At 65.2% G+C, this 23,517-nt stretch carries 23 protein-coding genes; 10 read left to right on the top strand and 13 right to left on the bottom strand.

What is annotated here, in order from left to right; translation table 11 throughout:
* Positions 1 to 21: 21 nt before the first annotated feature.
* The 5 genes from AB0316_RS13215 to AB0316_RS13195 all read right to left on the bottom strand — a co-directional run bounded on the left by AB0316_RS13215 (position 22) and on the right by AB0316_RS13195 (position 3,007).
* Positions 22 to 819 carry an RcpC/CpaB family pilus assembly protein gene (locus AB0316_RS13215; RefSeq protein WP_366273477.1) on the bottom strand — a complete coding sequence of 266 codons (798 nt, stop codon included), beginning with the start codon at positions 817 to 819 and terminating at the stop codon, positions 22 to 24.
* A gap of 33 nt (positions 820 to 852) precedes the next feature.
* Complete coding sequence (locus AB0316_RS13210; protein ID WP_366273476.1) at positions 853 to 2,076, bottom strand: pilus assembly protein TadG-related protein; 1,224 nt, start codon at positions 2,074 to 2,076, stop codon at positions 853 to 855.
* On the bottom strand, positions 2,064 to 2,465 hold the full coding sequence (locus AB0316_RS13205) for a TadE/TadG family type IV pilus assembly protein (RefSeq protein WP_366273475.1): 402 nt from the start codon (positions 2,463 to 2,465) through the stop codon (positions 2,064 to 2,066). The genes AB0316_RS13210 and AB0316_RS13205 overlap by 13 nt, the downstream gene beginning before the upstream one ends.
* Positions 2,466 to 2,533: 68 nt before the next feature.
* On the bottom strand, positions 2,534 to 2,704 hold the full coding sequence (locus tag AB0316_RS13200) for a Flp family type IVb pilin (protein ID WP_366273474.1): 171 nt from the start codon (positions 2,702 to 2,704) through the stop codon (positions 2,534 to 2,536).
* Between the two features lie 132 nt (positions 2,705 to 2,836).
* Entirely contained in the window at positions 2,837 to 3,007 is a 171-nt protein-coding gene (locus AB0316_RS13195; RefSeq protein ID WP_366273473.1) for a Flp family type IVb pilin, read from the bottom strand.
* Between the two features lie 226 nt (positions 3,008 to 3,233).
* On the opposite strand from AB0316_RS13195, the gene AB0316_RS13190 reads away from it, so the two are divergent.
* A complete protein-coding gene (locus AB0316_RS13190; RefSeq protein ID WP_366273472.1) occupies positions 3,234 to 4,616 on the top strand; it encodes a hypothetical protein in 1,383 nt (460 codons plus the stop codon).
* A gap of 12 nt (positions 4,617 to 4,628) precedes the next feature.
* Here the strand turns inward: AB0316_RS13190 and AB0316_RS13185 are convergent, their stop codons facing one another.
* On the bottom strand, positions 4,629 to 5,693 hold the full coding sequence (locus tag AB0316_RS13185) for an acyltransferase (protein WP_366273757.1): 1,065 nt from the start codon (positions 5,691 to 5,693) through the stop codon (positions 4,629 to 4,631).
* A 171-nt stretch (positions 5,694 to 5,864) separates the two neighbouring features.
* The gene (locus AB0316_RS13180; protein WP_366273471.1) at positions 5,865 to 7,100 is read right to left on the bottom strand and encodes a hypothetical protein; all 1,236 of its coding nucleotides are present in this window, start codon (positions 7,098 to 7,100) and stop codon (positions 5,865 to 5,867) included.
* 303 nt (positions 7,101 to 7,403) lie between these two features.
* Between AB0316_RS13180 and AB0316_RS13175 the strand changes: the two genes are divergently transcribed.
* A complete protein-coding gene (locus AB0316_RS13175) occupies positions 7,404 to 9,347 on the top strand; it encodes a hypothetical protein (RefSeq protein WP_366273470.1) in 1,944 nt (647 codons plus the stop codon).
* 122 nt (positions 9,348 to 9,469) lie between these two features.
* Here the strand turns inward: AB0316_RS13175 and AB0316_RS13170 are convergent, their stop codons facing one another.
* The 6 genes from AB0316_RS13170 to AB0316_RS13145 all read right to left on the bottom strand — a co-directional run bounded on the left by AB0316_RS13170 (position 9,470) and on the right by AB0316_RS13145 (position 15,531).
* The gene (locus AB0316_RS13170; RefSeq protein ID WP_366273469.1) at positions 9,470 to 9,955 is read right to left on the bottom strand and encodes a GtrA family protein; all 486 of its coding nucleotides are present in this window, start codon (positions 9,953 to 9,955) and stop codon (positions 9,470 to 9,472) included.
* 99 nt (positions 9,956 to 10,054) lie between these two features.
* Positions 10,055 to 11,791: a hypothetical protein gene (locus AB0316_RS13165; RefSeq protein ID WP_366273468.1), complete on the bottom strand. Its 1,737-nt coding sequence runs from the start codon at positions 11,789 to 11,791 to the stop codon at positions 10,055 to 10,057.
* Positions 11,792 to 12,150: 359 nt separating this feature from the next.
* Entirely contained in the window at positions 12,151 to 13,173 is a 1,023-nt protein-coding gene (locus AB0316_RS13160; RefSeq protein WP_366273467.1) for an NAD(P)-dependent oxidoreductase, read from the bottom strand.
* Entirely contained in the window at positions 13,170 to 13,925 is a 756-nt protein-coding gene (locus tag AB0316_RS13155) for a glycosyltransferase family 2 protein (protein ID WP_366273466.1), read from the bottom strand. Before AB0316_RS13155 ends, AB0316_RS13160 begins: the two co-directional genes overlap by 4 nt.
* On the bottom strand, positions 13,922 to 15,103 hold the full coding sequence (locus AB0316_RS13150) for a nucleotide sugar dehydrogenase (RefSeq protein ID WP_366273465.1): 1,182 nt from the start codon (positions 15,101 to 15,103) through the stop codon (positions 13,922 to 13,924). Before AB0316_RS13150 ends, AB0316_RS13155 begins: the two co-directional genes overlap by 4 nt.
* A gap of 188 nt (positions 15,104 to 15,291) precedes the next feature.
* Entirely contained in the window at positions 15,292 to 15,531 is a 240-nt protein-coding gene (locus AB0316_RS13145; RefSeq protein WP_366273464.1) for a hypothetical protein, read from the bottom strand.
* 231 nt (positions 15,532 to 15,762) lie between these two features.
* Here AB0316_RS13145 and nhaA point away from each other — a divergent pair, with 231 nt between their 5' ends.
* From nhaA to AB0316_RS13105, 8 genes are all read left to right on the top strand, one after another.
* Positions 15,763 to 17,139 (top strand): Na+/H+ antiporter NhaA, encoded by a 1,377-nt coding sequence (gene nhaA, locus AB0316_RS13140; protein WP_366273463.1) that lies wholly within the window; start codon positions 15,763 to 15,765, stop codon positions 17,137 to 17,139.
* A gap of 104 nt (positions 17,140 to 17,243) precedes the next feature.
* Entirely contained in the window at positions 17,244 to 17,762 is a 519-nt protein-coding gene (locus AB0316_RS13135) for a phage holin family protein (protein ID WP_366273462.1), read from the top strand.
* Positions 17,763 to 17,784: 22 nt separating this feature from the next.
* Positions 17,785 to 18,696 carry an alpha/beta hydrolase gene (locus tag AB0316_RS13130; protein WP_366273461.1) on the top strand — a complete coding sequence of 304 codons (912 nt, stop codon included), beginning with the start codon at positions 17,785 to 17,787 and terminating at the stop codon, positions 18,694 to 18,696.
* Between the two features lies 1 nt (position 18,697).
* Positions 18,698 to 19,525, top strand: coding sequence for a serine hydrolase (locus AB0316_RS13125; protein ID WP_366273460.1), 828 nt, complete (start codon positions 18,698 to 18,700; stop codon positions 19,523 to 19,525).
* 173 nt (positions 19,526 to 19,698) lie between these two features.
* Positions 19,699 to 20,799 (top strand): acyltransferase, encoded by a 1,101-nt coding sequence (locus AB0316_RS13120; RefSeq protein ID WP_366273459.1) that lies wholly within the window; start codon positions 19,699 to 19,701, stop codon positions 20,797 to 20,799.
* Between the two features lie 165 nt (positions 20,800 to 20,964).
* Positions 20,965 to 22,401: an ATP-binding protein gene (locus AB0316_RS13115; RefSeq protein ID WP_366273458.1), complete on the top strand. Its 1,437-nt coding sequence runs from the start codon at positions 20,965 to 20,967 to the stop codon at positions 22,399 to 22,401.
* A complete protein-coding gene (locus AB0316_RS13110; protein WP_366273457.1) occupies positions 22,398 to 23,033 on the top strand; it encodes a response regulator transcription factor in 636 nt (211 codons plus the stop codon). The genes AB0316_RS13115 and AB0316_RS13110 overlap by 4 nt, the downstream gene beginning before the upstream one ends.
* A gap of 187 nt (positions 23,034 to 23,220) precedes the next feature.
* Positions 23,221 to 23,502 (top strand): hypothetical protein, encoded by a 282-nt coding sequence (locus tag AB0316_RS13105; protein ID WP_366273456.1) that lies wholly within the window; start codon positions 23,221 to 23,223, stop codon positions 23,500 to 23,502.
* Positions 23,503 to 23,517: the final 15 nt, after the last annotated feature.

Raw genomic sequence — 23,517 nt, 5'->3', positions numbered from 1 at the left:
GGTCGAAGTCCCACAGAATCGTCATTGTCCAGTCACCGCATCTCGCAGTTGAAGGTCCGTCACTTCCTGCGTCGTGTCCACCTTGACGTCAGAGCCACGCAAGGCACCGTAGAGCTGACGGTTGTTGATGCCGTGGATGAGCACCGGGGCATCGCTGGGCTTAACGGCCACGGTCACCAAATAGCCGCCACTCGCGCCCGCCGCTGTAGCGGGCTGGCCCTCCGCGGGCGGAGCTGCCGCCTGGCCCGCGAGCGGCGCGTCGCCCATTGCGATAACCAGCACGTCTGGAAGTAGAAGGCTCGTGCCATGAACGTCGTTGTCATTCAGGATCTTCGCCTCAGGAGTGTTGCGAAGGTCTTTGATCTTGTACGACTGGTAGAGCGCGATGTGCGACCCAGGGGTTACGAACTTTCCGACGCGCGCCGGGTCCGACAGTTGGACCGACACGGCCAACATGCCGCTCGGCACCTCAATTGCCTTCGTCCCCGCCGGCTGCGTTCCGAAACGAGCCGCAAGCAGGTACTCGCCGGCAGCAATGTCAGTCGTGGCCAGGAGGGCATTGTTGTCAGCGTTGATCTCCTGGAGGGCGCCGACCGGAACGGCTTTGGAGCTCACCGCCGTCTGCGCGATCAACCCCATGCGCTGAGCGTCCTTGAGCGTGGTACCTGCTGGAATCGGCTGCTGCGCTACCCACACGGGTGCGGGCGTCTCGGCCGCGATGGCGCGAGCGTCGGCATTGCGCGCGTACATAATGACGAGCGCACCGCCAGTCACGGCTAGGGCGAGCGCCAACACAATGGCGAGAATGCGGCGGTTCATGCTGAGTCCCCCCAAGGAGAAAGTTAACGTGTATTACCCGACTGGACCGACGGTGATCGGTCCACGTGAAGTTGTTCCACCGCCCGTAACAGAGCCAGCCGGGAGGAGGGGGGATGTGAACCAACCCCAAATGCACTCGCTCTTATAGCCGTCACAGGGCCCACCAGAGTAGACGTTGTAATCACTCGGTTTCGCTGCAGAGACGTTCCGGTAACCGGCGAAGTAGAAAGAGGAGACTCCATCCACCGTGTATTTCGCATTCGTGCCACTGCCACTGACAGACGAAATGACTGGAATCAAAACCTCGCGACCTACGTAAGACGCAAGTTCGCCCTTCTTGCACGCACTGGGAAGCGCACCTGTATTCGCGACCACTGTCCCATCCACAACATTTGCGGTGCAGTCGGTCGAACTCACCGTGTCCACCCAGCCAAATCCGCCTGCCGTATAGCCCCCAGAGGGCGGTGGATTCTGCAGGTCGCCAGCACAGCCAAATTTAGATATGAACGCCGAATTCGCCTCAGATCCATTCAGATTGCCAAAGATAGGCACCACATATGAGGCGACAGAAGAAGGGAAGGCGCTCGGCGATTTGTCATTCGGTCCTGGCGAATAGGGCGGAGCCGGCGCGTAAGGCGGAGTGGCCGACGTGGCCTTGTCCCAGTTGCAACGACCCAACACGAGAGGCACAGACCCCTCGTTACTGCCCGGACCTCCCCAAGCAGCACGCGCACACGCCTTCACCGTGGTTCCATCCGATCCGACCAACGCCTGGCCAAAGGGCGTGAGGACCTTGGTGCCAACGCCTGTCTTGTCACGCGTCTCGGTCGTGACCTCAACATAGGGCGCTTTGTCTGAGAAGCCCGCAGGAAGTGGCGGGCATGCGGTGAGCTTGGTGGCGTCTCCATCGGGGCACTGGTCCGCTGCAGCATTGAAGGCGCCCACGTTTCTCGCGCATACTTTCGTTACGGCAGAGTGCGAGTCTTTGGCGTTTTTGTCCGCATAAGGCTGGATCGCTGCGACGGAACCGCCCGGATCGCAAACCGCTGCGTCGCCCTTGGCGCAACTAAGAGCTAGAGCCAATGAGGCAGCATCGGCCCCGTTTTGAAGTTGCCGCCGCTCCGACATGAGGTTGCCGAGGTCCACACTTACGGCAAGGCAGCCCATCACCGCACCGGTGCTAAAGAGGATCGCCACTATCACGGCGGCGGCGCCCTTCTCGGCCGTTCTACCAGCTGGGTCAATCAGCCTTCGCATCGCATGACTCCTGTCGACACAACTGGACCACTGAAACCCCAGGTGCCGCCGACCATCCGAACCGCGGGCCCCATAATGATCCAGTCGAATGGCGCTTGTACCGAGACCGACGCATCAGCTGCCACGCCCACAGTGCAACGCTTGTTGACCGTCACGGTGACCGTGAGCGGAGCTGCCGCCGCTTGCGCTCGTTGCACTATCGGATCCGGCGACGTCGCTGGCCCCGGGGCAACGACGGCCACCCTTGCCCCTTCGCGCGCCGCGTTTGTCACCTGGATTTGCGTAAAGAAGAACCGCCCAAAGTCAACGATTCCTCCGATAACAAGGAAGAGCACCGGCAAGACGATGGCTAGTTCTACAGCAGCTGCGCCGCGATCAGCTCGTTTCATGCCGGCTCCCCCTCCCCGTGAGTCTGTTGTCGCCGTCCAGGGACCCCTACCTGGACGGCGAGCGAGTGTCAGATCTGTGTCGCGACGTTGTTGAACGTCGTCGACAGGTTGCCACCGAGCAGCGTGACTGCGGCGATGATCACCACGGCGATCAGAGCGACCATGAGGCCGTACTCGACGGCGGTTGCACCACGCTCTGAGAAGAGCCGGCTCTGGATCTTGGCCACCAGCTTGGTCATTGGTTTCTCTCCCTGGTTGTGATGGGGCTCTAGGCCCCTGGTTTTCGAGTTGGTGTAACTCGTGAGACCCCCATCACGAGCTGAACGTGGGCGCGAGGCTGATCCCCCAGGCCTCGCACCCACGTTCGGTGCTCAGATCTTGGTGGCGACGTTGTTGAAGGTCGTCGACAGGTTGCCGCCGAGCAGCGTGACGGCCGCGATGATGACGACGGCGATCAGAGCGACCATGAGGCCGTACTCGACGGCGGTGGCACCGCGCTCCTTGTTGAGCAGCGACTGAACCTTGGCAGCAAGCTTGGTCATGATGAAGGGTTCCTCCCGTTGATGCAGGGCCACCCGATGTGCCCCCCGCAACTGGAAGATTAGGTGTCACAACACGCCGTGTCCTGAAAATCCTTGAACTTCACACCATCGTCTGAAAGTGGGCGATTGGGGCGCCTGCGATGCGAGGATGTGACAGGTGGGCGCGGAGGGTTGAGGAAGGGCTCGACGCGCCGTCGTGAGTATAGGTTCGAGGCACGGAGGCACGTTGCGTTTCGCGCGAGATCTGCACGCCCGGCCTCAAGCGGCATACGTCGTCGTGGTGGCTGCTCTAGGCCTGGTTGCCGTCCTAGCAAGTGCCATCACCGTCGTCGGCTCGGACGCCCTGTGGCTCCCTGCCCTGGGCGACCGCATCCTTGCGGCGAGAGAGATCCCGAGCGGAATCCCCTTCGCTGCAGCTCCTTCCGGCGACTGGGTCAACACCACGGCGGCAGGTCAATTGGTTCTCGCAGCCGCTCATGTCGGTGGCAGCGCCGGTGTTGTGGTGGCCCAAGTCGTCGCCGTAGTGCTGACCCTCGGGGTGCTCGCCCTCCATGCTTCGCAGCTGGGGGCACGCCCGACGGTGACGGCGCTCGTCATCGTCGGGGTGACGACGGGAGCCGCAGCTACCTTCTTCATCGCACGTGCCCAACTGCTGTCCCTGGTGCCTTTTGCGATGCTCCTCGTCCTGCTCCGCCGTCAGAGGGATATACCGACGCGCGCGATCTGGTGGGCCGTCCCCTTGATCGCCGTCTGGGGCAACTTGCACGGGGCTGTCCTGGTCGGCGTCGCCTTGCTCGGCTGCTACCTGTTGCTGTCGCGTCTGCGCCTCGAACCAGCTACAGCCGTCGGTGTTGGGGCAGCATCGCTCCTGGCGACGTGCCTCAACCCAGGGCTGATTCAGGCGCCTCGCTACTACGTCGGGGTACTCAGCGGACAGGCGACGACCGACGAGTCGGGCATGTGGAGCCGGATCAGTCTGGACAACCCCTTCGACGTCCTGCTCGTCCTAGCAGCGGTCGCGCTTGGCGCCGCCGCTCTGCGTCAGCGCCGAGCCCTTTGGGAGTACGCCGCGGGGCTGGGACTCGTCGTCGCCACCGGGTCCGCCGCTCGGCACGGCGTTTGGCTGCTGCTCTTCCTGGCCGTCCCAGCCGCCGCGAGCTTCGGCGCCCCTTCAACCGTCTTCGGAGAGTCTCCGAGACGCTTCTTGAAGATCTTCTCCCCCGTCCTCGCCGCCATTTTCGTCATCGTGTCGGCTGTTGTGCTGACTCTGAGGGCGCCGTCGTTTCGGGCGTCCGACGCGGACGCTGCGCAGCTTGCCGCCACGACCCGGGGGCAGGTCGTTCTGGCGCAGGAGCCGCTGGTCGAATCAATCGCGGTGGCCGGCGCAACGGTCTGGGTCAGCAACCCCTTGGACGCTTTCACCTCAGCCGACCAGGCGGCATACCTCGCTTTCATGAAGGGTGACAAGAACGGCGCACGCGCCGCCTTCCAGCGTGCCGACGTTGTCGTCGCAGCGCCTGGTTCGCCCCAGGCCGTCGCAGCGTCGGCTTCTGGCTTCACCCCGGTCCGGCGTGTCGGTTCGTATGTGGTGCTGACCAGGACGAACTGAGCAGTGAGTGCCTCAGCGGGAAGCGACCGAAGGCCTCAGCGAGGTGCGCACCGCGCGTTGACCCCAGCGCTGACGAATGGCCGCCTCGAGCGGGCGCTCGTATAAGACGAAGACGAGCCGGGCGGCAGCCACAGCCAGCACCACGATCGCGATCGATACCACGACTGCTGCGGATCCCGTCAAACCCCTGACACTCTCATGCAGCGCAGCAAGGACGACTCCGTGAATCATGTAGAGGGCAAAGGACCACTGCCCGAGCATCACCGGTACCGCTGATCCCAGCACAGACTTGTGCCCGTCGAGCTCCTTGCCGGCCACGGCGGCAATCAACAGTCCGAACGGCATGACCATGAGGATCGAGTACAGCCATGCCATCTCGGGGCCTGAGCCACTAAGCACCTGTTGCGAGAGAACCGCAAGATAGACCGTGATGCATAGCGCCAGTGCCGCCCGCCGCCCTAGCCGCGGGCGCCAGCCCGCCCGCACCGCAACACTCAAAAGTATGCCGACCGTGAAGTCGGAGATTCGGAAGATCGGCACGTGAAAGAGATACTCCCCCGCTGCTGGCCAGAATGCTTTCGCCGCCAGGCCGACGGCTGTCGCGCTCACGACCAGACCCCAGGAATGGACCACTGGCCTGCGACACCGCTTGAGCAACCGGACCAGCGCAGGGAAGCACAAGTAGAAGAAGGCCTCGCACGACAATGACCACGCTGCTCCGACGAACGAGTAATAAACGGTCGCATTCGGGGACCACGCCTGTATGAGCATGAGGTTGAGGGGGAGAACTTGCCAAAGGACGCCATGCTTCCAAAGCACCGCAATTATCAGAGCAACGGTCAACAGGTGGACTGGATATACGCGTGCGCCGCGTCTGACATAGAAGTCTCGCGCTCGAAATGACTCATCCCAGCCATAGCCCAGTACGAAGCCACTGAGAACGAAGAAGAATGTAACCCCGACGTATCCGCACTGCGCCACACGAAGCGGGCCTGACACGGCAGGCAGCGCCAGAGGTAGATGATGCAGCAGCACCAACAGTGCGCCTGCGAATCGAAGGCCAGTCAAACTGGCCACGTGCTTGGGTGAACCGTTGTTCAATGTGACACCCCACGAAAGCCCCGATGCTCGCCTCACCTCGGGCGGGCTCGACAAAAACGTAGGGAGCGTCGTTAGGGCTGTCCGGAAAATCGCGCTTTCTTGCGGAAATTCGACAGGATTAAAGGCCCTAAACGGACAAAACCACCACTAAGGCCCCGGGCGGGCACTCTGCGTGAACACGACAATGATGTTCCCGGCATACCAGTACTGGCCGACCACGAGAGTCACGACGGCGGCGGCGAGTAGACCCACAGAGAGGCGGCTGGCACGCTGCGGCGTTCCGAGAAGCACCACTGCGAGCGTGGGAACCAGCAGCAGGTACCTCATGACTGCCGGCAAGAGCGGGGTGAACCAGAACAAGTAGAGGGGATAGGCCACTGACCAGGCGCGGAGCTCCGGACCCCAAACCCGCCCCTTTCTCGTCAAGAGGTTGAGTCCCAGAAGAACGACGAACGCCAACAGCAAGAGCAGTCCACCCAAGCCGAAGTTGTCGTACGCGTCGCGGAACCAGCCCTGGAACAGACGCCTCTGGTCGACAGTGCGGCCAGTTCCTGCGTCCAGGCCGACGAAGAGGGAGGCGGTCAACAGCCATAGGACCGCACCGACGACGGCAGAGGCACCGAGCGCCACCAACAACGCAGCGTCCCGACGATGGCTGCGCCAAAAAGGTCCTTCTTCTCGCCACCTTGAGTATCCATGAGCCGCCACCACCAGAAGAAGGGGGAGGGTTACGAGGCGCGTGTAGGAAAGGAGGATCACCGCAACCATGGCCCAGCCGTATCTGCGGTCAGCCATGAGGTTCAGGACGGCGAAGAGGAGCAAGAGCGCGAGAGACTCGCTGTAGGCGATTTGCAGGAGTGGCGCGCTGATGAAGAAGCAGGAAAGAGTGACGGTGAAGGTCGCGAGGAACCGGCCCCCATACCGGTTCACGAGGCGGAACATCAAAACCATGGCGCCGGCGCCGGCAGCGAGGCTGACGATGGACGCTGCCCAGCTGAACGGCATACCTAGAGTCATGACCGCCCGCACCAACAGCGGGTACCCGGGCGGGAAGGCCCAAGCCCACAGCGCCTCGCCAGCGCCCGGGGCCCTAGTGGACGGCACTTCATAACCGTGAGTGGCAAGCCGCCAGTACCACTGGCCGTCCCAGTTCGCGATGATCCCGGAGTAGCCGGGCGCCGCCGGTGTGGGGTCGAAGACGTTGTAGTCCGAACGAGTGGCAGTCAGTGCCACCTGCCGCCCGGAGGCGAAGGCTAGAAGGATCGCGTCGACGAGCCGCGAGACCGCCAAGATCGCCAACGGGATCAAGTACCAGCGCTTGCTCGCCAGAGCCTCCCAGGACCCCTCCACCTTGGGCTCGTGCTGCGTGGTCCTTACGGACATTCCTCCCCCTTACCTCGAGCACTCCGCCCGACACCCTGCCATCGCGCGGCCGTTTCTGGGGCCGCTTTGTCCCAAGGTGCCACACACGGAGACCGGTCGAAGGGGCGCAATTCGGGCTCGAGGCCCCCTGCCCGACGTTAACCTGAGCATGCGGCATCTGGGCTCTCTGCTCCCTTACCTCTGTACACGGGCCTTCCATTTCCGTCGCCATATGGCGCCAGCAAGAAAGGCCATCGCCATCCGATCGACCAGCGTCGAGCAAGGCCAGTGAGCGGCTCGCCCTCGCGTGTGAGGGGCGATGCGATGCGCGCACCCTCGGGTTCTGTCGTCGCGACCCAGCCTCGATCCCCCTGGCCTGGGGCGGCCACGACGGCCGGCGCGATCGCGGCAGTTCTTGCAACCGGCGCAATCTACGCGCTGGTCTCCACGCCGTGGATCAGCGTCCCGTGGGTATTGGGGCTCTTCTTCTTCGGACCCTCGGCGAAACGGTTCGATCGTCGCTTCGCAGTCAACGGGTCTCTGGCGCTCGGCATGATGCCGATGGCTCTGTGGGTGCCTCCAGCGTTTGGGCCCCACACAGCGGTTGTGGTGACCGTTTCTCTGGCCACGGGTCTCATCGTCGGCGTGGCTCTCGAGCACCCTGATCGGCTGATGCCTTCAGTCCGCCCCCGCGATGCGGTTCTCCTCTTCGCTGGAGCTCTCGCGGCGCTGGTCGCGTGGCCCTTGCGGTCGCCCGGCAGCCCAAGTCGTGCACTCGCGATGTTGAGCACGGGCATAGACAACGGGTCTCACTTCGCGATGTTCCTCGAGCAGCGAATGGCGACCGCAGGGACCGCTGTCCTCGCAGCCAACGCAGATGGCAGTGGTTTCGCGTTCGACGGCTACCCCCAGTGGTTTCACAAACTCCTGACCGTCCTCGCCCAGATCGCCTTCGGGGACCCTGCCAACGCGGCCACAGAGTTGGTCCGATACTCACAGCTGCAGTGGCTCGTGTTCAGCCTTCTCGTTGCCGCCGTCATCGCCGCATTCCTTCAGGCTCTGCCCGAAGGCGTGTCCCTTCATCTGCTCGTGCCCGGAACAGCAGTCTTGCTCAGCCTGCTTCTGGGCGTCCCAGGGGCGATCAACTTGATCCAGGGCCACCTGAGCTTTCTGGTCGCCGGCTGTGCGCCGCTCCTGATTTTCCTTCTCAGCGTCGCGAGGCCTCGGCCTCGAGTGGGGATCCTCATCGTTCTCGCGGCACTCGTTCTGGTCAGCGCCTCGTGGACCCTGGTCGTCCCGATGGCAGTGGCGGCGTTGGCTCCTCCGCTGTATGCCGTTTGGCGTCGGCAGCAGAGGTCGACGAGAAGGTGGAGCGTGGGCTGCCTGGGCTTGACCGCTACGGCCGGGATCACTCTGATGCTCGTGAATCTGCCGCAAGGAGGTACTGCGGCCTTGCTCCGGGACGGCACTGTCCCGCACGTTCGTCTGCCGATCATGGCTGCACTTCTGGTTGGAACAACCGGCTTGATTGGATTCATGCGCAGCAGGTGGAGATGCATACCCCTCACACCGCACCTCCTTCTCACGTTCGCCGCTTCCGCGGGGACGCTGGCCCTGGGCGCTTACATGTGGGTCGCGCAGGGCGCGCTCACCTACTACTTCTGGAAGCTCGGCCTCGCGTCGCTCGTGGTCTCATGCTCGGTGACCGCACACGCCGTTCTCGTTGCCGCTACGCCCGCCGACACGATCCGAGCGCCCGCGAGGATCCGAGTGCCCGCAAGAATGCGGTTGGTTGCCGCGGCTACTGCCCTGCTCATGGCTTCAGCTGGCCTCGGAAGCGCCTTGAAGGACTTCACCGCCCCTTCTGCCCTCTGGGCGATGACCCTTCCGCAGTCGCTGGGAGCTCGAACGACCGCTCCAACATCTGGAGACGTGGATCTCCCCCTTGATCTGGCACGATCGCTGAGCCCGGAGCTCGCGGCCAGGACTCGCCTGCTGGCAACTCGCGCGCGGGACATGAACCCTGCTCAAGCGTCCCTCTGGTTTCACGCTCTAAGCGGCTCTGCGACTCGCCGAGCGGTAGACCTGGACGACGGCGTCTACAAACTCGCGGACGACCGCTCGAACCTGCGACTAGGTGTCCAACTAGCGCGAGACACGCTCTCACTCGACGATGGCCGAGTGGTCGTAACGGATCGCGGTTTGTACTCCGCGATCCTAAGAGCGGTACCGCCGAGTGATCGAACGCGCGTTTCTCTCACATCCTGAAGACGGCACCGAGCCCGGCGGGACGGCGACGACCTAGCCAGTGCGTCAAAGACTTGCACCAGGGGCTGCATCCTGACCTCATCAGGAGGTCACTATTCGAAGCCCACGAGATCGTGCAGCCGCTACGCCGCGCTGCTGGAGTGGCGTACAAACGAGAACCGGCTATGCCCCAGCCAGCTGAGTACTGCGTTCAGAGCCGTAAGACCGAGTTGAGCCATCAAAACCAGAGACTCCAGCACCTCGACAGCGAAAGGCAACAGAAGGGCGTTGACTCCTAAGCCCACCAGGTAGACGGACTCGAACCTCCACAGATCACGAAACAGCGAGCCGGTTACCTTAAAGACCAGGCTTCGATGAGTGACAAAGGCAAAAAGCACAGTTGTTATGTGGGTCAGGAACAATGTCCACATGTAGCCCCAGCGGTGGCCCACGCACTGCTGGTAGGCCACGAAGCAAGCAAAACCAAAAACCGTGTTCAGGCCCCCGGCGAGCAGGAACTTAGCCCTCTTGTCACCGAGAATCTGTTTCAGCGGGCCAGGCTTGAGGCCCGTTTGAGGCATCCGGTGTGGGGCGATTTCCGCGATGCTGTCATTGGGCCGAGCAGCCACTTGGTCCTCCTCGATTCAGCGCACGCACGCTGGTGGCGACACAGGTGTCCGCGGGCGTTTGAGCTCCCTCCGGAGAATGGCGCAAGGCGCGGACGCCTCTCATGGCGCAGACCGCACATCGACCAGAGACTCCCGATATTCGAAGGTGGAGGACCACAAACGATCCGACCCATCTACTCGAAGAGCAACGACTTCCCGAGCGGCGTCTACTACGGGAGTGTCGCCATACAGCGAGGAGAACTGTTCCGCGTCCTCCGTGAGCGGCGATAGGAGGAATCCAGACTCGGCCATGCCGGCCGGAAGCCTGAATCGATGCGCAAGCCCGTCTGCCGTCCACACATTTATTGTCAAAGGTTGAGTCTTATAGAGGAGCAAGGCCGCTTGGCCCAACAGACTTGGCTTCACGTTGAGCTGAACGAACCGAAGGCGCGCCGTGCGAGACAGAGCGATTCGCTGACCCAACTCCGCCGTGGATGTGGAACCGTAGGAAAGCGCCGAGTAGCCACTGGGCGCCTCTAGGCGCCTCAAGATTGCCTTGTCTCCCGCGAAGCCCGTGGGCCTATAGAGCTTGAGGAGGGTGAACCATGTCGGACCGTCCTCAATTGAGGGGTATCTATCGTCGATTGCTTGGGGTGCGAACAGCACCCAGTTCGGCGCCGCAGCCCCCGTCAGGTGGTCCTGATTCAGTTTTGCCAGTCGGGGACTGTACGCCGAATAGCTCTGCAGGACTGGGCGCGTAGCCCAGTCGAGATCGCGGGCAAGCACGTCGGCTTGATCGTACGAGTAGGTGTCTACACGTCCTTCGAGCCGCGGAATCTCGCTCTCGGCAACGATATTCGCCCTGGCAACTTCCCACTGATCGCCTAGCGCCGGCCTTGCGCCCCCTAGCCGTCGCAGCGCCTCCGCAACACCTGCCACTGCTTCTCCTTGGTGAATCGGGGCAACAGCGGGCAGTGCCCAGGAACCGAGGAAGTAGATCGTTGCTGCGGCGAGCAGTACGCCAGAGCCGGCAACGATGGTTCGCGGCCGCCTGTGCGTCATTGCCATGGATATGGCGATGACACCGGCGACGCAGGAGAAGGTGGCGAACATGTGTTGATCTGCGCGCACGAACCCGAGCTTCATGGCCGTGAAGACGGTGAAGCCAAGAACACACCCGAGCGCCAAGCGCCCGGCCAGCGATAGGCCGCGAACAAGAACAACTGATATTGCCGCAAGAAGCCCGACGAACCCAACCACAAGGAAGAGCGGAAGGTCGCCGCCCGGCGATCCCCAGCTCATAGCCTCCGTATAGCCCTGAGCAAGATCGACGACGCCTGAGACGTATGCCGGAACGGAGGTAAGTCTTTGGCCCATGGCTACCCAGAGCACCGAGAAAGCAAGGACCGGAGCAATCACCGCCACTGGGGCGAGATACCTGTGTCCGGTGTGCCACGCGCAGAACGCAGCGCATAGACAGGCAACCAGGGCAAGGGGGAACATGGACCCCTTAGCCGATATATCGATGGCTGCCGTTATCGATAGCCCCGCCACTGCAAGCGAGCACCGCAGAAGGCTCTGTGCGCGAACCAGAGCGAGGACGCATAGGAACGGCACCAGGAGCAGCAGTCCCTCCCTGTCGCCAAGACCCGCAATGACCAGAAGGGCACACAGGGCTCTTGGAAAGAGTCGGCTCGACCCGCCGATGGCCTGCACGGTGCACAGCCAGATGATCAGAGCCGTGGCCAAGCTCATGACCACTACCCACCCATATGTACGTGGATCGTACGCAGTAGTGACGAATGCCGATCCCGGGCCCCCAGTGAACACCACCGCGCTGCCGAAGGCGGATCTCATCGCCGCCGCCTGGTTGAGCGCCTGCTGCCAAGACGGATCGAGGGCGCTGCGGGGCATCAGAGGGTCAAAGGGCACAAGACGCGCGATTACCAGGAACAACGACAAGATGCCGATGGGAACCGTCCACCGAGGCTTGCCCTCGAGTCTCACGCGGCTGCTCACCCAAGGCCCAAAGCCCGCAACCCTCGATCGACGCATCTTTACTTCACCCCCGAACGATGTCTCGCCTGCAGCGCCGATGCCGGACCTGACGTCGGTTCGAATATCCTCGAAGGAGCCGACCGGTCGTTCTGCACATGCCATAGCTGGCCCTAACGGTCACGGATCTGCAGGGCAGTCCACAGGCTGGCCCTGCGGACCTACAGGACACCCGACGCGATCGCCTCTCGTACCCAAGGAATCGTTTCGTCAAGCATGTCGCTGAGAGTCGTGGTCGCCTCGAAGCCCAGGACGTCCCGTGCCTTCTCGACCGACGGCACCCGCTTCTGCACATCGTGTTCGAAAGCCGCGCCGTGTACGAGACTCAGTGGACGGTCGCCATGCACCTTTGACCAGATCTCTTGGGCGAGTTCCGCGACCGTCGTACCCACGGACGTCGAGAGATTGAAGTCTTCGTTGAGCGCTGCTGGGTGCGCTATCGCCGCGACAATGCCGCGGGCCAGGTCACCGCCGTAGGTGTAGTGCCGGATCTGCTCACCATTCCCGAGAATGTGGAGCGGGTCTTGCCCCTTGAGGATCTTCTGAACGAGATCTGGCACCACATGGCTCATGGCTAGGGGGACGTTTCCAGACCACACTTCGAGCTCTCCGAGGGCTCGACGCTCTCCTACCCCGACACAGTTGAAGGGACGCAAGATTGTGTAGGGCAGTTGGTACTGCTCCCAGGCTGCGCGGGCGAAGTATTCGACGGCCAGCTTCTGGAAGCCGTAGCTCGATCGCGGTGGCGGGACGAGATGCTGGTCACCCTCCACCGAGGGCCATCGATCCGTCGACTCGAATACCATGGATGACGACAAGTAGGTGACCTTCTGAAGGAGCCCTCCGTCACGCTGCACAGCTATGGCAGCGTCGCAGGTGGACGCGATGATGCGCTCGTTCTGGGCCAGCAGGTCGTACGCGTACTTGTGGAAGTATGTGATGCCGCCAATCAGTGCCGCCCCCGCGACCACGTGGTCCACGTCGACCATCAGCTTGTACATGAGGTCGGTGTCCTGAACGTCACCTTCCACGAATGTGTAGCGCTCGTGATCGTCATAGGAATGGCGCACCGGACCGTACTTGGAGTAATTGTCCACACCGACCACGTCCCAGCCTTGGCGCAGCAGTTCCTGCACCACGTAGCCGCCAATGAACCCGGCCGATCCCGTCACCAATACCTTCATCGTGCGCCTTCCAGTTCGGGTTGCATACATGCTTGAACGGTTCGCGGATCCAGCCGGGGACCGAACGCGAAGCGGTACCAGTACAGATAGTTTGGAATCCAGGCGACGACCTTGAAGTTGGATGTTCCAACTTTGCGGGCGAGCCAAACGGTTGGCACTTCCGCTACGGGCCGCCGGGTCCGGCGCGCTTTCGAGACCAACTCGAGCGCGACCTCGAATCCGGAGCGAGAGTGAATGCCCACCTCTCGGACGAAGGCGGTGTCATACGCCTTGAAGGCGTTGGTGACATCGCGCGTGCCTACACGTGCCAGAAGGTAAAGACTGCGGCCCGCAGCCTCTGACATCACTCGCTTCAGCATCGGTCCTCCGTGTTGCGCGCCGCCGCGCATGTACCGGGAAGCGGAGGCGACAACGAAGCCGCTCTCGACGAGGCGCACCAGCTCATCGATCACCCGCACGTCGTCCGAGCCGTCCGCCATCGTGACGACGACGCACGGGGCCAACGCGTGATCGATGCCGTAGCGAATGGCGTTGGCCGGTCCTCGTCCGTAGTCCTGCACGAGGATGCGCGCGTTCGGCATGCCCTCGATGGTGGCTTGCGCGGCGGCAACGGTTGTGTCCGTCTCGGTATCGACGACGACGAGGATCTCGTGCGGCATCATGACCGCATCACGTATCGCTAGAAGCGCCGAGACGATGGACTCGTGCTCGTTGTAAGCAGGCAGGACGATGGACGCGCGGGGTCCCGTCATAGCAGGGTTCCTCTGCCTTGGAGGTCCCAAACGTCCACGACGGGCTTGTCGGTGTCCAGGAACTTGTACTCCTGATGGGGAGCCCCCAGCACTAGTACGTCCGCGCGCTCCAGTACTGTTGCGAGTGGCAGCAGCGCAGGGTCGGAAGTGACATGTGGATCGGTGGTCAAGACCTCGCGAGCGCGGAACCTCAAAGTGCGCTTTAGCTTGTAGGACAGGCTGGAGCGAGTGTCGTCGGATCCCCCCTTGAAAGCCATCCCCAGGATGCCAACCGTCATGTTGGCCAGGTCGTACCGTGCCGCTAGCCTGTCCACAACGTAGAGCGGCATCCCCTCGTTCACCAGCATTGCCGAGTGACCCAGGCCGAAGGTGTTCTTGGCGAAGGCGGACAGCTGCATGGTGTCCTTGAAGAGGCAGGGGCCCGCAGCAAATCCGGGACCAGGCAGGTCGGCTGCGCGGGGGTAGTCGAAGGTGATGGCTTCACGAATACGCGCGAAGTCCAAACCCGCGTCATTGGCCATCTCCCAGAACTGGTTTGCTGCCGCGAACTTGATGTAGCGCCACGTGTTGGTGAAGAGCTTCGCCAGCTCAGCCTCTTCCGGCTCGACGACCATGCACTGGACCCCGAGATGGTCGAAGACCGAGATCGCTCGCTCAGCCCCCTCCTGGCACATCGCACCGACGATCTGCGGTAGCGAACGGAGCTCGCGGAGTGCATGCCCTTCAAGAATCCGCTCCGGACAGAAGACGACTGGGGCTTTGATTCCCCTCTCGGCAAGCAGTCGCGCGACAGAGCGGGTGACACCCGGATAGAGGGTGCTGCGCAGCATGACGAGCTGGTGGTCGTCGAGGTAGGGCAGGCACTCCTCGATGGCCGCGACAACGGCATTCGGGTCGGGATTCAGGTGATCGTCCACCGGTGTGCCGATGACTACGACGACGACGTCCACGTCCGTTATCGCCCTGGCATTGGTGGTGGCGCTGAAGCGGCCTTCAGCGCGGACAGCGATCAGCGTCTCCGCGGCGCCGTCCTCGTGGAAAGGCATGGCCCCGGAGTTGACCCGCGCGACCGCCTCGGAATTGGTGTCCAGCGCCACGACATGGCAGCCAGCCGCCGCGAGTACGAGTCCCAGCGGGAGCCCGACGTGGCCGCAGCCGCCCACGATGCAGACACGCATTCTTGCCCCCTGACGAAAGAGTGGAGGCGCCCTCCACGCTCCCCGCAGAGGAGTATTTCCCAGCCCCTGGGGCCTGCGCAGCAGAATGCGCAAACCTCATTCGCCCGGCCATATCGCCCCGTTCGGCAAGAAGCATGCCCGCACACCCATACCAGACTCGAGCAGGGAACGGGTGCGGAGTCTGTGGGCTACCGCACGTGACGCCCGCGATAGAACAAGGTCGCCAGCCGGTGGCCTCGACGAGTGCGGACGGTCGTGTCCCGCATCTCTTCCCGCAGCTCGTGGAGCAGCGTCTTCGGCGCGGGCGGGGGCCAATCCGCTGCCCGCGGGTCGCTCGTGTCCATGTAGTAGTCAGTCCAGCCGTAGTCGTCGCGGTAGCGCAGCTTGCCGTCGCCGAAGTAGTACCAGCCTTCAGGCTTGTCGTTCATCGTTCCCCCACTCAATGCACTTGTGTGCGGGATTCCCCCTCCCGCAAGCCCAAGATAGAGCCGTGGGAACACTTCACACCGCCGTTGTCGGATAAGTCCGATTCGGTGGGCGCAGAGCCGCATTCGGGGCGTTCGCTAGACTGGCCGAGGCCCGCGCGACGAAGCGATCAGCCGTGGTGTGCCGGGAAGTCTGGTCGGCGTCCTACGACCCGACCCCCGAGAGGCCTTCCCGTGACCGACGCCCCTTCCCCCGCCGGCCCCGAGCCCACATCGGGCGCCGCCGCCACCAAGAGCCGCCTCCTCGGACGGGGCTCCTGGCGGGAAGCCCGCTACGTCGCCGACCTCCTGCGCACTGAGACCGTCGGTGGCGCCGTCCTGCTCGCCGCAGCGGTAACCGCCCTGCTCTGGGCCAACTCGCCTTGGCGCGAGGGCTACGCGACCCTCCGCGACACCGTCGTCGGGCCCTCGGCCCTGCACCTCGACCTGTCCCTCGGCACGTGGGCCGCAGACGGGCTGCTCGCGATCTTCTTCCTCGTAGCCGGCGTCGAGCTCAAGCGCGAGTTCGTCGCAGGCGATCTCGCCGACCGGCGCAAGGCAGCGCTCCCGATCGCCGCGGCGGTCTGCGGTGTCGCCCTCCCAGCGATCCTCTACGCCGTCACGGCCACCCTGATGGGCCGGGGCGACAGCCCGAGCGAGCTGGCCGGCATACTCCACGGCTGGGCGATCCCGACGGCCACCGACATCGCGTTCGCCCTGGCCGTGCTGGCTGTCATCGCCACCCACCTGCCGAGCGCCCTGCGGTCCTTCCTGCTGACCCTCGCCGTCGTCGACGACCTCATCGCCATCACGATCATCGCGTTCTTCTACACGGAGAGCGTCAACCTGCTCTGGCTGCTCGCCGCCGCCGTCCCCCTCGCGGCCTGGCGGCTGCTCCTCAAGCGCAAGTTGACCAACCCCTTCCTGCTCGGGATCCCCGCGCTCCTCGCCTGGGGCCTCGTGCATGCCAGCGGCATCCACGCCACCGTGGCCGGGGTCCTCCTCGGCCTGCTGGTGCCCGTCAACCGGGAGGTCGAGGACGACCCGGACCGTCGATCCTTGGCCGAGCGGCTCGAGCACAAGCTGCGCCCCTTTTCCGCAGGCTTTGCCGTCCCGGTCTTCGCCTTCTTCGCCGCAGGCGTCACCGTCGTCGGTGGAGGCCTCGGCGCCGCCCTCACCGACGCGGCGGCCATCGGTGTCGTCGTCGGGCTCGTCGCCGGCAAGGCGATCGGCGTCCTCGGGGGCACGTGGGCGGTCGCCCGCTTCACCCGCGCCGAGCTCGACGAGGATCTCGCCTGGACCGACGTCTTCGGGCTGTCGCTGCTCGCGGGTGTCGGCTTCACCGTCAGCCTCCTCGTCGGCGAGCTCGCGTTCGGCAACGGCTCCGAGCGCGACGACCACGTCAAGCTCGCCGTGCTCTGCGGCAGCCTCATGGCGGCGCTCCTCGCATCGGTCGTCCTGCGCCTGCGCAACCGGCACTACCGGCTCGTCGAGGCTCGAGAGACCGCCGACTTCGACCACGACGGCGTGCCCGACGTCTACCAGGCCGACGGGCGACTCGACCGGGCCTGACTCCTGCCGCTCGCGTTCGGGTACGGGCTCCGCAGTAGGGTTGCACCTGCATGTCCAGCAGGCGCGACCGCGCAGTCCCCAACGAGCACGGAGGAAGTGAGCCGATGACCACGGATCCCCGGCAGGAGCGGACCCTCGGCCAGCTGGTCGCCTCCGCGACGCAGGATCTCTCGACGCTCATCCGCAGCGAGATCGCCCTGGCCAAGGCCGAGCTCTCGGTGCAGTTCAAGAAGGCCGGGGTCGGCGGAGCGCTCCTCGCCGCAGCCGGCGTCGTCGCGTTCTACTCCGTCTACTTCGTCTTCATCACCATCGCCGAAGGCATCCAGGCCCTCGGCCTGCCGCGCTGGCTCAGCTTCCTCATCGTCACCGTCTTCATGCTGCTCGTCGCCGGCGTGCTGGCCATGCTGGGCATCCGCAAGATGAAGACCGTCAAGCCGTCGCCTGACAAGACGATCGCGGAGGCGAAGGAGACTGTGGCCGGTCTGAAATCAGCGGCCGAGCACCCCGGCACCACCGTTCCCGCGCCGCGTCCAGAGTGGGACCGTCCGGCCGTCACCGCCGCTCCCGCTGTGCCGGCCGACACCACCGGTGCCTCAGCTGTGACTTCGTCCCGCGACGCCTGACCGAGGGCCTATCGTCACACCCATGTCCGTCGACGCTGCCTTCGTCAACATCGACGGCCCGTGGGAGCACCGCTACGTCTCCGCCAACGGCGCGCGATTCCACATCGCCGAGATGGGTGAAGGCCCGCTCGTCGTCATGCTGCACGGCTTCCCGCAGTTCTGGTACGCGTGGCGCCACCAGATGGTCGCCCTCGCCGCCGCCGGTTATCGCGTCGCCGCCATGGACCTCCGCGGCTACGGCGGCTCCGACAAGCCACCGCGGGGCTACGACACCTACATGGCGACCCTCGACACCGACAGCGTCATCCGCGCGCTCGGTGAGAAGGACGCCGTGGTCATGGGCCAGGGCCTCGGCGGCTGGATCGCATGGAGCATGCCGACCCTGCGCCCCGAGGTGACCCGAGCCGTCGCCTCGCTATCAATGCCGCACCCGCGCATCATGCGCCACGCGTCGTGGACCAACGCCAAGCAGCGCCGCGCCTCCTCCTGGCTCGTCGGCCTGCAGAAGCCCTTCGTCCCCGAGCGCGAGATGGCGCGCTCGCACGACTACGTCGAGGAGCTCCTGCGTGCCTGGGCCTCTCCTACCGGGTCGTTCCCGACCGCCGAGGACGTATGCCGTTACGGCGACGCAATGATGATCCCCTTCGTCGCGCACTCCGCCGCCGAGCACTACCGGTGGCTCGGCCGGTCGTCTATCCGACCGGACGGCCCGATCTTCATGCGCCGCATCCGCCACGCGATCCGCGTCCCGGTCCTGCAGCTGCAGGGCACCGACGACGGCTGCGTCCTGGCCGAGGCGACCCACGGCTCGGGTGCGTTCGTGCCCGACGACTTCCGGCAGGTGAAGGTTCCCGGCGCGGGCCACTTCCTCACGGAGGAGGCTCCCGAGCTGGTCAGCGCCGCCCTGACCTCGTGGCTAAAATCCCTTGCCTGACATGGAGTTCGAGCTTCCCGACGCTGGTGGGGTCACGTGGTCGGTTTCCGTCCGTGACAGCTCCGGTATGCCGTTGGGCGCGGTCGGCGAGAATGTCCCACTGCGCACGGCGTCCGTCGGCAAGGTGCTGCTCCTTGTCGAGACGGCGCGCCTCATCTCGACTGGCGAGCTCTCCCCCGACGAGCCGCTGACGCGGTCGCTCGACCTGTGGGTCGGCGACTCCGGGCTGTGGCATACCTTGTCGGTGGAGACGCTTCCCCTGGTCGACGTCGCAGCGCTCGTCGGCGCCGTGTCCGACAATCTCGCGACGAACGTCCTGCTCCGGCGGGTCGGTCTCGCCGAGGTCGCAGCACGAGCGACCTCCCTCGGCCTGCGTGCAACCGCCCTGCACGACCAGGTCCGCGACGTCCGCCAGGCCGAGCACCCGGTGACCCTCTCGACCGGCACGGCCGCTGAACTGAGCTCGCTGATGAGCCGCCTTGCCGCCGGCACGGCCGTGAACAGCGACGCGGACCGTCTCGTGCGCCAGTGGCTCTCGGCCAACGTTGACCAGTCGATGGTCGGCTCCGCCCTGGTGGAGCAGGGCGGACTGGACCCGATCGCACACCACTCCTCGCTCGGGCTAGCCACCAGCTTCTGGAACAAGACCGGCACGGACGACGGCGTCCGAGCCGACGTTGGTGCTGTCACCTCCGACGGCCGGACTGTCACCTGGGCCGCCATCGCCAACTGGGACCCGACGCCCGGGACGACGCTCGACAACCTCACCGTCTGGGCCGTCCTCCGCGGCATGCGCCACGTCGGCGAACAGGTCCTCGCCCAACTCTGATTTTAGAAAAGGCGTGCTCGAGGGCTTCGGAGGCTCGCGCGAGCCAACTTCAACACGGCGCAACTACCGTCCCGGGTCGACTCCCGTGCGACTACCCAAAGCAGTGCGTCCCACAATGGCAACTTTCTTCATTTTCCGGCCTCGACGCCGGCGAGGATGCCACGCTGACCGGCATGTCGAACGAGCCAGGCGGCTACGCATTGGGGCGGCGGCCCGGCCTGGACGGACTGCGCGGCGTCGCCGTGCTGCTGGTCGTTTCCGGGCACAGCCTGGGATCCCGAAACAGCGCTGGCACCGTCGGAGTAACTCTCTTCTTTGCGCTTTCTGGCTTTCTCATCACGCGCATCCTCGTCGAGGAACGAGCTCGCACCGGCGGCATCAACTACCGAGGTTTTTTGGTTCGTCGGATCCGGCGCCTCGCCCCCGCCCTGGCCGCCTTCCTCGTCGTGGCGGCAGTTATCTGCATCGTCAATCACTTTCCACTGACGTGGGTTGTCCTGCCCGCGGTCTACGCGACGAACCTCGCAATGGCCGCTGGGGAGCCAGTGCAGCTGACGGGCCACACGTGGTCGCTCGGGCTCGAGGAGCAGTTCTACCTGTTGTGGCCACCATTGGTGATGCTGGCACTGCGCCGGCGCCGCGCACCCGTTATCACCCTTGCCGCGCTGGTGTTGCTCGTGACGATGTGGCGCGCCGTCGCGATCGGACTTGGATGGCCCTATCTCCGTGTGGGTTACGGACCAGACATGCGCATTGACGCGATCATCGCTGGTTGCCTGCTGGCCTTTGTGGCCGATCGGCTGCGGCACCTCCCCTCCGCCGCGGCGGTGTGGGCAGGTGCCGTGCTTTTGGCTCTCTGCCTGCCGGAGCGACTCGAGACGAACGCAGCGATGATGCCACTCGCGACAGTCTGCGCGGCAGTTGTGGTTGCAGTAGCTGCGTCTCGCACGCCGCGCGTCTTGGCCCTTGGGCCTCTCACCCGACTGGGAGGCATCTCCTACGGAGTCTACCTATGGCATGCACCGGCGGCCATGGCACGACCTCACGGCTTGGTGATGCTGCCCGTGGTGCTCACGGTGAGCATTGCCATCGCTGCCCTCTCCTGGCGCTTGGTCGAGGCTCGGTTCCTCACCTACAAGGTCCCCCATGACGTGTCATTGGACTCGTCCGCCTCGTCTACACAACCCAGTGCTCCGGCGAGCCCCCAAGAGGGGAAGCCGGCCGTTCCGGCCCGCTCACGTATTGAAGGTGCCATCACGCGTGAACACTCCTAAGCGGGCAGATTGGGGCGGGGGGCATCACTGAAAGGCGATGCGGCCGTCCTTTTAGCACCTTTTGGTCGAATCATGTCGAATCTCTGGAGCGAACTCTTTACCTTCAACAGATCCAATCCTGCCAAGTCACCCATCTGAGACAGACGCTCCTTTTACACTCCGAACATGGGGCAGATGGGGGTGCCCGGTCCCCGTCGACCGGGCCGTGAGGTGGCGACCTCACGCATCCTCCCGACCGTCATCGGATGGATCCTCGGCATCGCCGTCACGGCAGCCATCCTCGGCACGCCGTACCTGCTCTTCGCTTACCACGACCCGCAGCTGCACCTCATCCTCGACTCCGCCGACACCGGGGTGGCGCTGCTGGTCGCGTTCCTGACCTGGGGTCGCTACCGGCGCAGCGGCCGCCTCCCGGACCTGCTGCTCGCCGGCGGCCTGCTCCTGCTCGCCGTCGCCGGGCTGGGCCTGACGCTTGCCCTGCACCTCCTTGGTCTCGAGGACGGCCGCGCCGACGTCTGGCTCCCGGTCGCGATCCGTGTCGTGGGAGCGGTGCTGGTCTTCGGCGCGGCCGTGGTCGGTCCGCGACGAGCCACGCACGGCTGGGCCCTCACCCTGACCGCCCTGCCGTGGGCGACCGTCGCCCTCGGACTCGCCCTCGCCTACCTGCTCGATGCCTCGCTCCCCGTCGCCCTGGCCGCGACCCCGCCGGCGTCCGCCGAGCGGCCGGTCATCGCCGGACATCCCGCGCTCCTCGCGGCCCACGCGCTCACCGCGGCGTGCTTCGCCGTGGCGTCGGTGCTCTTCGCCTGCAAAGCGGCCCGGCGTCCGAGGGACGACGACGAGCTGCTGCGCTGGCTCGGCCCCGCGCTCGCCCTCGCGGCGTTCGCCCGCCTCAACTACGTGCTCTTCCCCTCGCTCTACAGCGGCTGGCTCTACACGGGCGACCTGCTGCGCACGGGGTCGTATGCCGTCCTCCTCCTCGGCGCCGCCCGCGAGATCAGCCGCTACTGGAGTGCCCAGGCCCGCGCCGCCGTCCTCGAGGACCGCCGCCGGCTCGCTCGCGAGCTGCACGACGGTGTCGTGCAGGAGATCGCCTACATCCGCGCGGAAACGCATACGGCCGTGGTCGACGCGTTCGACCGCGAGCGGATCGTCGCCGCGTGCGACCGCGCGCTCGACGAGGCCCGCGCGGCCATCGACGCGCTGGGACGCAGCACCGACGAGCCGCTCGGCTTCATGCTGCACCGCGCAGCACGACAGGTCGCCGACCGCTACCACGCCAGCCTCGAGGTCGAGCTCGACGACTCGGTGCACGCCGACGACGAGCAGCGGCACGCACTCGTCCGGATCACCCGCGAGGCCGTGTCCAACGCGATCCGCCACGGCCGCGCCGAGCGGGTGCGGCTGTGCCTCCAGCGCGACGACCAGCGGCGACAGCTCCTCGTCCGCGACGAGGGCGCCGGCTTCGACCCGGCGACGGTCAAGCGCAACAGCACCGGCTACGGCCTGACCAGCATGGAGGAGCGAGCAGCCGCCCTACGCGGTTCCGTCTGCATCGACTCCGCGCCCGGCCGGGGCACGACCGTGGCGGTGACCTGGTGAGCCTGCGCATCGTCCTCGCCGACGACCACGCCCGCATGCGGGGCCGGGTCCGCGCGGCGCTGGAAGCCAGCGGGTGCGACGTCGTCGGGGAAGGGGCGTCCGCCGAGGACGCCGTGCGGCTCGCAGTGGAGCACCGCCCCGACGTGGCGCTGCTCGACATCCACATGCCAGGCAACGGCATACAAGCCGCTCGGGGCATCACGAAGGCCGCCCCCGAGGTCGTCGTCGTCATGCTCACCCAGTCGGCCGAGGACGACGACCTCTTCGACTCGCTGCGGGCCGGCGCTTCCGGCTACCTCCTCAAGGGCACCGACCCGGCAACTCTCGCCGACACGCTCCGCGGCGTCCTCGACGGCGAGGCCGCCATGCCACCTCGGCTCGTCGCGCGAATCATGGACGAGTTCCGCGCACCCGCGAAGCGCCGCTTCGCGCGCCGCAGCGTCGCCGCCGCCAAGCTGAGCGCCCGCGAGTGGGAGGTCATGCAGCTCCTTGGCGAGGGCCTCACCACCGACGAGGTGTCCAAGCGGCTCTTCCTCTCGGCCACGACCGTGCGCGTGCACGTGTCGTCCGTGCTCAAGAAGCTGCGTGTCAAGGACCGCGAGGCCGCCTTCAGGCTTTTGCGCGAGGAATGACAAGACCAGCGTCTCGCCCAAACGCCGTTTAGGGACTTGAACTCTGCGTTTGCCAACTTGAACGCCAAATCGGTCTTGGCAGCCTTTGACCCTTCCTAGGCTTTTCTTCGGGAGGACACTCGGCCGCTCACTCGCCGTGAGGAGGGACATCGACGGGTGATGTCCGAGGAATTCACTGGGAGGTGACATGGCGGAGTCGGATGTCCGGGGGGCTTCATCGGGAGGCGACTCCGGCTCCGCCTGCCCCCGGTGGTGCATCACGGACCACGGCGCACAGCAGGGCGAGGAGGACTGGCTCCACGTGGGTGAGCCGCTACCCGTGGCGGACGGCCTGCACGCACAGCTGTGCATGTCGGTCGACCCGGCCACGGGTCGCCAGGAGGGGCCCTTCGTCCTGATCGGCGCGACAGAGCTGACCCTCGCGGCGACAGCGACACTCGGCTCCGCCCTGGTGCAGTTGACGCTGTGAAAGAAGCAACGAAGA

Source organism: Terrabacter sp. NPDC080008, assembly GCF_040702505.1.
Classification (GTDB): domain Bacteria; phylum Actinomycetota; class Actinomycetes; order Actinomycetales; family Dermatophilaceae; genus Terrabacter.
This window is presented reverse-complemented; position numbering and strand designations above follow the sequence as displayed.